8 protein-coding genes are annotated in these 8,960 nt (G+C 39.0%); 3 read left to right on the top strand and 5 right to left on the bottom strand.

Translation table 11 applies throughout. The features are described 5' to 3' along the window. Positions 1 to 238 precede the first annotated feature (238 nt). Positions 239 to 1,270, top strand: a complete 1,032-nt coding sequence (gene pyrC, locus ORI98_RS17735; RefSeq protein WP_306136097.1) for a dihydroorotase — start codon at positions 239 to 241, stop codon at positions 1,268 to 1,270. A 90-nt stretch (positions 1,271 to 1,360) separates the two neighbouring features. Here the strand turns inward: pyrC and ORI98_RS17730 are convergent, their stop codons facing one another. The 3 genes from ORI98_RS17730 to ORI98_RS17720 all read right to left on the bottom strand — a co-directional run bounded on the left by ORI98_RS17730 (position 1,361) and on the right by ORI98_RS17720 (position 4,688). Next, on the bottom strand, positions 1,361 to 2,032 hold the full coding sequence (locus ORI98_RS17730) for a hypothetical protein (protein ID WP_226413344.1): 672 nt from the start codon (positions 2,030 to 2,032) through the stop codon (positions 1,361 to 1,363). Between the two features lie 311 nt (positions 2,033 to 2,343). Continuing rightward, positions 2,344 to 3,051, bottom strand: coding sequence for a response regulator (locus tag ORI98_RS17725; RefSeq protein ID WP_261300023.1), 708 nt, complete (start codon positions 3,049 to 3,051; stop codon positions 2,344 to 2,346). 29 nt (positions 3,052 to 3,080) lie between these two features. Beyond that, the gene (locus ORI98_RS17720) at positions 3,081 to 4,688 is read right to left on the bottom strand and encodes an ATP-binding protein (RefSeq protein WP_261300022.1); all 1,608 of its coding nucleotides are present in this window, start codon (positions 4,686 to 4,688) and stop codon (positions 3,081 to 3,083) included. Between the two features lie 663 nt (positions 4,689 to 5,351). Here ORI98_RS17720 and ORI98_RS17715 point away from each other — a divergent pair. Both ORI98_RS17715 and ORI98_RS17710 read left to right on the top strand, forming a co-directional pair. Continuing rightward, a complete protein-coding gene (locus ORI98_RS17715) occupies positions 5,352 to 6,329 on the top strand; it encodes a transposase (protein ID WP_306136096.1) in 978 nt (325 codons plus the stop codon). Between the two features lie 430 nt (positions 6,330 to 6,759). Further along, a complete protein-coding gene (locus ORI98_RS17710; RefSeq protein ID WP_306136095.1) occupies positions 6,760 to 7,410 on the top strand; it encodes a methyltransferase in 651 nt (216 codons plus the stop codon). 277 nt (positions 7,411 to 7,687) lie between these two features. Here ORI98_RS17710 and ORI98_RS17705 read toward each other — a convergent pair whose 3' ends face one another. Next, on the bottom strand, positions 7,688 to 8,452 hold the full coding sequence (locus tag ORI98_RS17705) for an ABC transporter substrate-binding protein (protein ID WP_306136094.1): 765 nt from the start codon (positions 8,450 to 8,452) through the stop codon (positions 7,688 to 7,690). 179 nt (positions 8,453 to 8,631) lie between these two features. Next, entirely contained in the window at positions 8,632 to 8,880 is a 249-nt protein-coding gene (locus tag ORI98_RS17700; protein WP_306136093.1) for a hypothetical protein, read from the bottom strand. Positions 8,881 to 8,960 lie beyond the last annotated feature (80 nt).

Below are 8,960 nucleotides of genomic sequence, written 5' to 3'. Positions count from 1 at the left end.
ATGACTAATTAATGACTAATCAATGACTAATCAATGACTAATTAATGACTAATGCAGCGCTAACTTTCAGCTATATCGATCTAAATAATTGGATTGAGTACCAAGAAAAGAACTGTCGTAAAAGAAATCAAAACGAGTTATGTTATTTTCTTAAAAATGGGTGGCTATGTTTTTACTCATTTAATTAGCCCGCTTTTATGGCTTGACGTAAATGGGGTGGCACAACCTAGGACTCATTATGACGCAAATTACTCTCACAACCCCTGATGACTGGCATTTACATTTTCGTGATGGCGACATGTTACAAGAAACCGTGCCAGCCACAGCACGCCTATTCCAACGTGCGATTGTCATGCCAAACCTTATGCCACCAGTCACTACAGCCCAGATGGCCGTTGATTACCGTGAGCGTATCCTTGCTGCACGTCCTCAGGGAAGCAGCTTTGAGCCCCTAATGACTTTATTTTTAACCAACAGCACTACAGCGCAAGACATCATTGATGCAAAAGCCGTTGGTGTTGTGGCCGCAAAATTATATCCAGCAGGTGCCACACCGAACTCTGATGCCGCAGTGAAAGCATTAGATGCATTGTTTCCGATTTTTGAAGTGATGGCTGAGCAAGGTATGTTGTTGCTTATTCATGGTGAAGTAACTGAATCACACATCGATATTTTTGATCGCGAGAAAGTCTTTATCGATCGCTACCTTGCTCGTATTGTCGAAACCTTGCCACAACTTAAAGTGGTGTTTGAACACATTACCACCAAAGAAGCCGCTGAGTTTGTTGCTGCTGCTTCATCTAATGTCGCAGCCACCATTACCCCACAGCATTTATTATTAAACCGTAACGATTTATTAGTCGGTGGAGTTCGTCCGCATAACTTTTGCTTACCGGTCTTAAAACGCAATATACATCAGCAAGCGTTGCAAGCTGCTGTGGCAACGGGCTCAAGTAAGTTTTTCTTAGGGACAGACTCCGCGCCGCATGAAAAGCACCGTAAAGAATCGGCTTGTGGTTGTGCTGGCTGTTACAGCGCCTGGAGTGCATTAGAGTTATATGCCCAAGTATTTGATAACTTAGGCGCATTAGATAAGTTAGAAGGCTTTGCTAGCTTACACGGTGCTGATTTTTATGGCTTACCGCGTAATACTGGCACCGTAACCTTGGTAAAAGAAACCTGGACCGTGCCAGAAGAAATTATTTTGCCTAACGGTAACCCTATTGTGCCGTTTTTTGCCGGCCAACAAGTGAATTGGAAAGTGAAGTAATATGATGTACTAAAAATATTGCCACCTCATTTGTAGGCAGCTTTTAAAGCCGCCTGCAAATTAGTAAGTTGTTGTTTTTAAATGTAAAAATCATTCTTCTGTCATAACTCGTTTACCATTACCATCTACTACGAGTAAGTAAGAACTGCTAATGTTACCCGTACATAAATCAATGGTATTACCTGCCACTTTCAAACTGTTAGCGCAGTTACTAACTGCTAGATAATCAGTCACAATACCTTTTTCCGTAGTCAATATGGCTGTGTCGTCAACAGAGACATCGTAATTACCATTTGCAAATAAACGTACGTTGAATACATCAGGAGTATTGTGTTGCTTTTTGTTTATCGCTGACAATGTGCTGCTACCTGACGATTCCCATGCGATGACCCAAAGATGATTACCATTACTTAAATTGGTCGTTATACGTTTTTCTTGATTAGCATTGATACTGTCTTTAACGCCTAAATTAACCATATTATTAATGGCATCGTAACTATAGTTGTAGACACTACTTATATCATTGGCTTTAACATCGCTTGAAGCGATATTCTTGCTATCAAATAGGCCAGTATATCCTGTGCTTATATTTCTTTTACTAACATGAAAATCAGCCATATAAGCCAGTGAATTTATGAAAGACATCTTTACAGTATGAGTTAATTTTTCATCCAACTCATCAGAGTTTCCACTGCAGCCACTCAGTACTGCGGAAACACTTACTATTAATGCAACAATAATCCCTTTATTACCTCTGTTCATAGAATCTCCATAGTGTCTCAATATTGTTGTGGTTAAAATTCAGTTAGTCATTGCTTTGCGTTTTAATACTTTTGACTATTTAGTCATTAAGCACGGCATTGCAGACGGGCTAAATTTATAAACAAAATGCTAACACACGCCGACAAGAACAACTCTCAGCGGTTGTCAGCTGCTGTCAGATATTGTCACGAATTGTCTTTAGGTTCAGAGGGGAGGGCAATTTTAATTTCAATTTATAAAGTCGTATTTGTTTTATATTAATAGTTTAGATTTTTTGAATGATGGTGTTTACTATGATGGCAGGCTTAATTTCACCAGCCGCTAGAAACAAACAAATAACCTTTTGTGCGAATCGTTTTAATTTTAAATGGATTACGGGCGTTATCCCCCAGTTTTTTTCTAAGTTGGCTGATATGATTATCGACGCCACGCTCAATACCATCGTAGTAATGACCTTTTACTTGTTCTACTAGGTCATTGCGGGACAATATATTGTCTGCATGTCTAGCTAAAGTGACTAACAGATCATATTCACCATCTGTGAGTGGGATAGGCTCATCACTTAAGATGACACTTCGCTTTTGGGTATCAATCGTTAGTTGCCCGAAATTCATACACACATTGGGCTGCTGATGCTCATTGGGTGCTTCAGTTGATAACTCCCGCCTTAGAAAGGCTTTTATTTTAGCCAATAATAAACGAGGCTTGACGGGTTTTAGTAAATAATCATCTGCGCCGATTTCAAGCCCTACAATTTGATCTATTTCTTCTTCTCTGGCAGTAAACATTAAAATATAGCCGTTATATTTTGGCCTAACCTCACGGCATACGGTCAAACCATCTTTTCCTGGTAGCATGATATCGAGCATAACTAGTGCAGGTTGCCATTCCAGTATGTGTGATACGGCTTGCACTCCGTTAGAGACGATCTCTACCTGATAACCTTCATATGTGAGGTATTCCTGAATAGATTCCGCTAAGGGTAAGTCATCTTCTACCACTAAAATTTTTGTCTTCATCACTTGTTCCATATTCAACTCGCAATGAGTCATGATGTTTTTTCTGGCCAATCGAGGACAAAGCGTGCACCTCCTAAAGCGGAAGTGCTAACGCTAGCGGTTCCTCCATGCCAATTTAAAATTTGCTTTACAATTGCCAGACCTAATCCTGTGCCACCCTTTTGTAGATTACGGCTTTCATCTTCGCGATAAAATGGCTCAAACACTTTATCTCTTGAAGCTAAGGGGATACCAGTGCCATCATCTTCGATGAATAGCATCCACCCAACATGCGACTTTTGGTAGCTTATTTGGATTTGATTTTGTCCGTATGCTATTGCATTCCTAATTAAATTGCAGATAGCGCGGCTCATATAATACCGGTCAATCATGGCATTACAGTTACCCTTTTCAAGTAAAATAATTGTCATGTTTGGATTAGCTTCTTGCCAGGTGATGAGCTCTTGTTTCAACCAGTGCTTAAGTTCAACAGACTCAAATGTCAGTACGGGCATTTCTCTATCAAATCGTGCATGTGCAAGCATTTCTGAAACCAATGAATTTAACTCATTTAATGAAAACTCAATACGGTCTAATTGCTTCAGTTGATAGTCATTTTTAGTGCTGTTTCTGAGTAGCTCGAGATTAAATTCAATCCGTGCAATAGGCGTACGCAGCTCATGGGAAACCGCATTAATAAGGTTTTTATGTGAAGAAATTAAACGCTGTATTTTCTCCGCCATATGATTAAATGTTTTTGATAAATGATTCAAATGACTAAAGCGGATCAGTTTGGCACGAGTGTCGAATTTACCTTGGCCGAGTAATATCGCAACTTTATCAAGACTGAGCATAGAGCGCCACGCAGGTATTAGCCACACAACAATAGGCACCAGCAGCGATAAGCTAAATATCAAATAAAAGATACTTAACATGTACTGTACTTTACTTTTTAGTTCGGGACTGAATGGTCCTAATACAATGACCTTGTCACTGTTAGCAATACGCTGAATAACAATATCCGCTGGATAGCCAATGAAATCAGAGTCGGCAGTGGATATAGCAATAATACGTCCTTCATTTAAGTCACTCATTTGTGCTTTGCTATAATTTAATTCACTCATGGTTTGCAGTGAAACGGGATGTTCAAAATTATCGCTAATAGAACCCATAAGGGATGGCCAGTTCTTTTCTGGCTGTCCTGCTAACCTTTTATGAATAAGATAGAATGAGCCCATACTCCAACGCTGTGCATCATTAATTAAATATTTAGGTACAGTATTCGGATTAATCACGACTAACATCTGTTCACTGTCTATTTTTCGGTATACCAGATCAGTTAAAGGATCCCCCAACACTTTATCCTGCTCAAGCCATTGTTGTTGTTCGATGGAAAAGTCATTTTCTTTGAATTCTTGTAAAGAAAGTTCAACGCCAAAATTAGCCTGTATGGTTTGTAAGTAGAGCGCTCTTTCTTGTTTGGGTAACGGCTGTAATTGCTGTGCAAGTATGTTGGTAAAACCTGAAGTTAAAAACTCTAAAGCCCATTTTTCTGTTGGATGTCTGATATGACTTTCAAACAGCGGAATGATGAAAAGTTGAATGCCCACCACTGAAAAAATAACAATCATGGCTAAAGATAATAATGATTTTTTCATGAGTAACCTGTGATCGAAAATAGATATCTATAACCGATTGTTTTGTATAGGTAATTTGATAAGGAAGGAGCGTTACAGATATTTTCTGAATCGATTCATCTTCCTGATTGATATGCGCTTCATTTAACACGCAATAATGTGCGCGCCATCCTTTTAACGCTGCATAAATGCATTGTTACCTTGGCTTTACTTTAGCTAAGATAGCTTGGGACTTTAAGCCTGTCTATTAATTTTACCTTGTTAAATCATATTTATTAGTAGGTTACAAATGTTGTATTTTTTTCTATTGAAAAATGTAGTTTATATTTTACTTTCAATTATTCTTTTTAATATTGATGGAAAGTTCGGCGAAGGCCCAATATATACGGAAAATATCTATAATCTACTGATGATTAAACGGGTTAACTAAACCTGTTTATATTGTTCGCAGAATAACATGGCCACCCAAGATTGTTCAAACTAGGTGCATCACCGTCGATGCCCTTGACATGGCTGCCCTTGACATGGCTGCCCTTGACATGGCCACCCAAAATTGTTGGCTAAATATTAAACACTCAGCTACGCTTTATTTACCCTTCCAAATAATATGGCCACCCAAAATTATTGGCTAAATATTAACCGCTCAACTACGCTTTATGTACCCTTCCTAAATGGTATTTGAAGATGGCCAGACCAAGACAAAGTATCGTTAGCTTAGAAGATACACCTTATTACCACTGTTGTTCGCGTGTTGTACGTAAGGCGTTTTTGTGCGGCTTTGATAAATCAACGGGTGAGAATTTTGAGCATCGGCGCGAGTGGGTCGATGCCCGTATCCTTGAATTAGCAACCATCTTCGCTATTGATATCTGTGCCTATGCCGTGATGAGCAATCACTTGCATGTAGTGGTTAAAGTGGACGCAGATAAAGCAAAAAACTGGTCAGATAAAGACGTACTGATTCAGTGGCATAAAGGCTTTAAAGGTACTTTACTGACACATAAGTTCGTAAAAGGTGAAGACCTAAACGAATTTGAACTTAATACTGTGAATGATTGCATAACTCAGTATAGACAACGCTTAATCGATATCAGCTGGTTTATGCGTTCGCTTAGTGAGCCAATAGCCAGAATGGCCAACAAAGAAGATAAATGTACAGGTCGCTTCTGGGAGGGTAGGTTCAAGTCCCAAGCATTATTAGATGAAGCAGCAGTATTAGCTTGTATGGCCTATGTCGATTTGAATCCTATTCGCGCACAAATGGCCACCACACCCGAAAGCTCAGATTACACCAGTATTCAGCGTCGAATAAATTCAGCGATAAAAGGTGAGCAACCAACAGAATTATTGTCTTTTGTGGGCAATGAGCGTTTGAACATGCCTAATGGGTTAATGTTCAGTGTAAAAGACTACATAGTACTGGTTGAAGATACCGGCAGGATAATTCGACAGGATAAACGCGGTGCCATTAGCGCAAGTAGCCAGGGTATTCTCAATAGACTAAATATTCCTGCTGAAAACTGGTTGAAAATCACTACCGAGTTTGGCGGATTATTCAAAGGTGCAGTAGGGGCTTTACCTGCATTAACTGACTATTGTGAGCATTTAGACCGAAAACGGCGACAAGGAGCTGCCAACTGTCAGCGTTGGTTGTGCGCCTAACCGAGCTTAAAAGTTAACTTTTCTCCAAATAGCGTTTCCAACGCATACTTGAGCCTTGCGCCAGCCAATAGGCGAGCCCTGTTTGTTACGGTATAGGTATTTGTCTGCTTTGGCAGTCAAATACCTTTAGCATCCAAGAGGGTCAATTAACAAATTCATCTATTTTGTCTGTCGGTTAGCTGTCAAATCATCGTGCTTTTAGAAATAACAGCATGCAAACACATATTGAGGAACGCTTAGGGCGATTGACTTTAAAATAAAAAATGCTGTTTGACGCTTTTCATACCTTTGCCATTTCAGCGGCACGATTAAATAAGCTAATACTTGGTTAAATACATTGCCTTTAAGCCCGTTTAGTATACCGTTAACGTCCCTTCGTTTTGTCATTTATCAAAGATACCTGGCTGAGCGCCAATTATTAGGCAGCCAAATGACAAATCTACGCTTACGCTACCAAACCGTTGAGTTTGGTAAAACCGATATTCACCTTTGCACACTTCGTGATAATCAAGAATTTGATGACCCTCAAGGTATCGCCGAAAAGCTAGGGATCTCATCTGCCACTTGGCCTATATTTGGCATTGTTTGGCCGTCAAGTTTAGTGTTGGCGCATTATATTTCTGATTATGATACGGGCACAAAACGCATACTTGAAATTGGCTGTGGTATGGCATTAACCAGTTTGATGCTAAATAAAAAACATGCAGATATCACAGCAACGGATTACCACCCAGAAGTGGGTAAATTTTTATTACGTAACACTACGCTGAATAATGATAACCCAATCACTTATGAACAAACTGACTGGGCGAATCGCGACGACAGTTTAGGTTTGTTTGATTTAATTATTGGCAGTGATTTGCTTTATGAGGATGAGCACGTTGAATTATTAGCCAACTTTATTAATGATCACGCCAAACCCCATAGCGAAATGATTTTAGTCGACCCAGGTAGAGGCAATAAAAACAAACTTACCAATAAAATGATTGAGCTTGGTTTTACGTCGGTTCACTTAAAGCCTATTCATACTGAATATCTAATTAATCCCTTTAAAGGCCATATTCTCAAGTTTGTGCGTTAGGAATGTAGTGGGGTCAGGATAAACTTTTATAAAAAGTAAATTGAAACATTGGCTTTTCTAAAACGTTTCTGTCCAACTCCTTTTTAACGTTTACTGCTCTGACTGTGCCTCTACTCTTTATTGATTCATCATTTGAATTTTTTTCATTATGTTTAGGGCTAAAGCGGTTGCGAGCCCAGTAGCACCTAGCCATCAACATTTTGAGTAAAGAGTGTCGGCTAATAGCGCCCAATGATCGTTTTTTGAGTTAGCTTAAGTATGAATGTTGGCTGTAATTCTATGGTTGTACTGCGGTATATTCGCTGACTAATTGTTGTAATCGCTGAATATTTTTAGGTTCGGCCAACTCTTGATTAAGCAATGCGACAATATCGTGACTCCAACTTAGATTTGGGTTGAACGCCACATAAAAAGGCGAGTCGCTTAAGGTTCCTGCAAAGCGTATATTAGCTGTGTTGTTGGTATAACTTTGAACAACTAACTCATCTTCAATAATGACTGCGACACGTTTATATTCAAGCATTTTGACCAGTCTTTGCTGTGCATTTCCACCTGTTAGAGTATGGATCTTAGGTTTATTCGCTTCATTATGAATAAACTCATCAATTGGCGATCCATAACCGTAGCCTAAAATAATACACAAAGGGGAAGGCATAGAATCAAGTGAACGTTGATCTTGATACCGCCAGTTATTATCCATAGCAGTATAGAAGTTCACCTTGTAGTTCATAATTGGAGTGGTGGTAAACAGTAACTTGGGGGCTTCTTCATAGACGGCGGTCAGTAAACCGTGAATATCATTATTATCACTTGCCATTTTGATTGCCCGAGACCAAGGGTAGGCTTCAATGCGCAAGTTTATGCCATTTTGGGCCAGAATCTCGGTCATATATTCATAAACAATGCCGGGTTTTTCAGGCGAAACTCCGGAAGTATATGGGGGCCAAGTTGTTGTGGCTAAAGTGATTTCTGATGGTATTTTCGCCCAAAGCAATGTTGGGAAAGCAAGTAAAAACACAGCGGCGATTGTAATCGTTTTCATTTGCTTTTTCGGATAATCATGTCGTGAACAGTATTTTATATATAGTTGTTCTAATGTAAAAGCACAAGTTAGCAAACATCGCTTAGTTTTATATCCATCTAATTTTAATGCATTTAATTTTAGTGCATTTAAATTTAGTGAAGTTAGGCTAAATGTTACTATGCGCGATATTATGATCATCATGTAGGCGTGTGTTCACATTTAGCTGACGAGTAGTTATAACTGCCACCGTTATCAAGACAGCGGTCAACTTGCCAAAATTCAGTTTGGCGAAACACAATTTGTAGAATCACACTCACAACAAAAAACACACATGTTTTATAGAAAAGAGGGTGGCGCTTTTTGACTAAACTCCATATCAACACCATTAACGCCATTAAAGAGACGATAGGCAATAACAGCAATAAAGAGCTTTGTATAATAAGCATTTTAAAATAACCTTAGAATTTAGTATTTATTAATATTTTCAGCTGAATAAGATTGGTTCGGGCTGAAATTAAAACGTTTA

Origin of the sequence: Shewanella sp. ULN5, from assembly GCF_030731885.1 — a bacterium.
Classification (GTDB): Bacteria; Pseudomonadota; Gammaproteobacteria; order Enterobacterales; family Shewanellaceae; genus Shewanella; species Shewanella holmiensis.
Note: the sequence above shows the minus strand (reverse complement) of the source record. Positions and strands in the feature narration are given on the sequence as shown.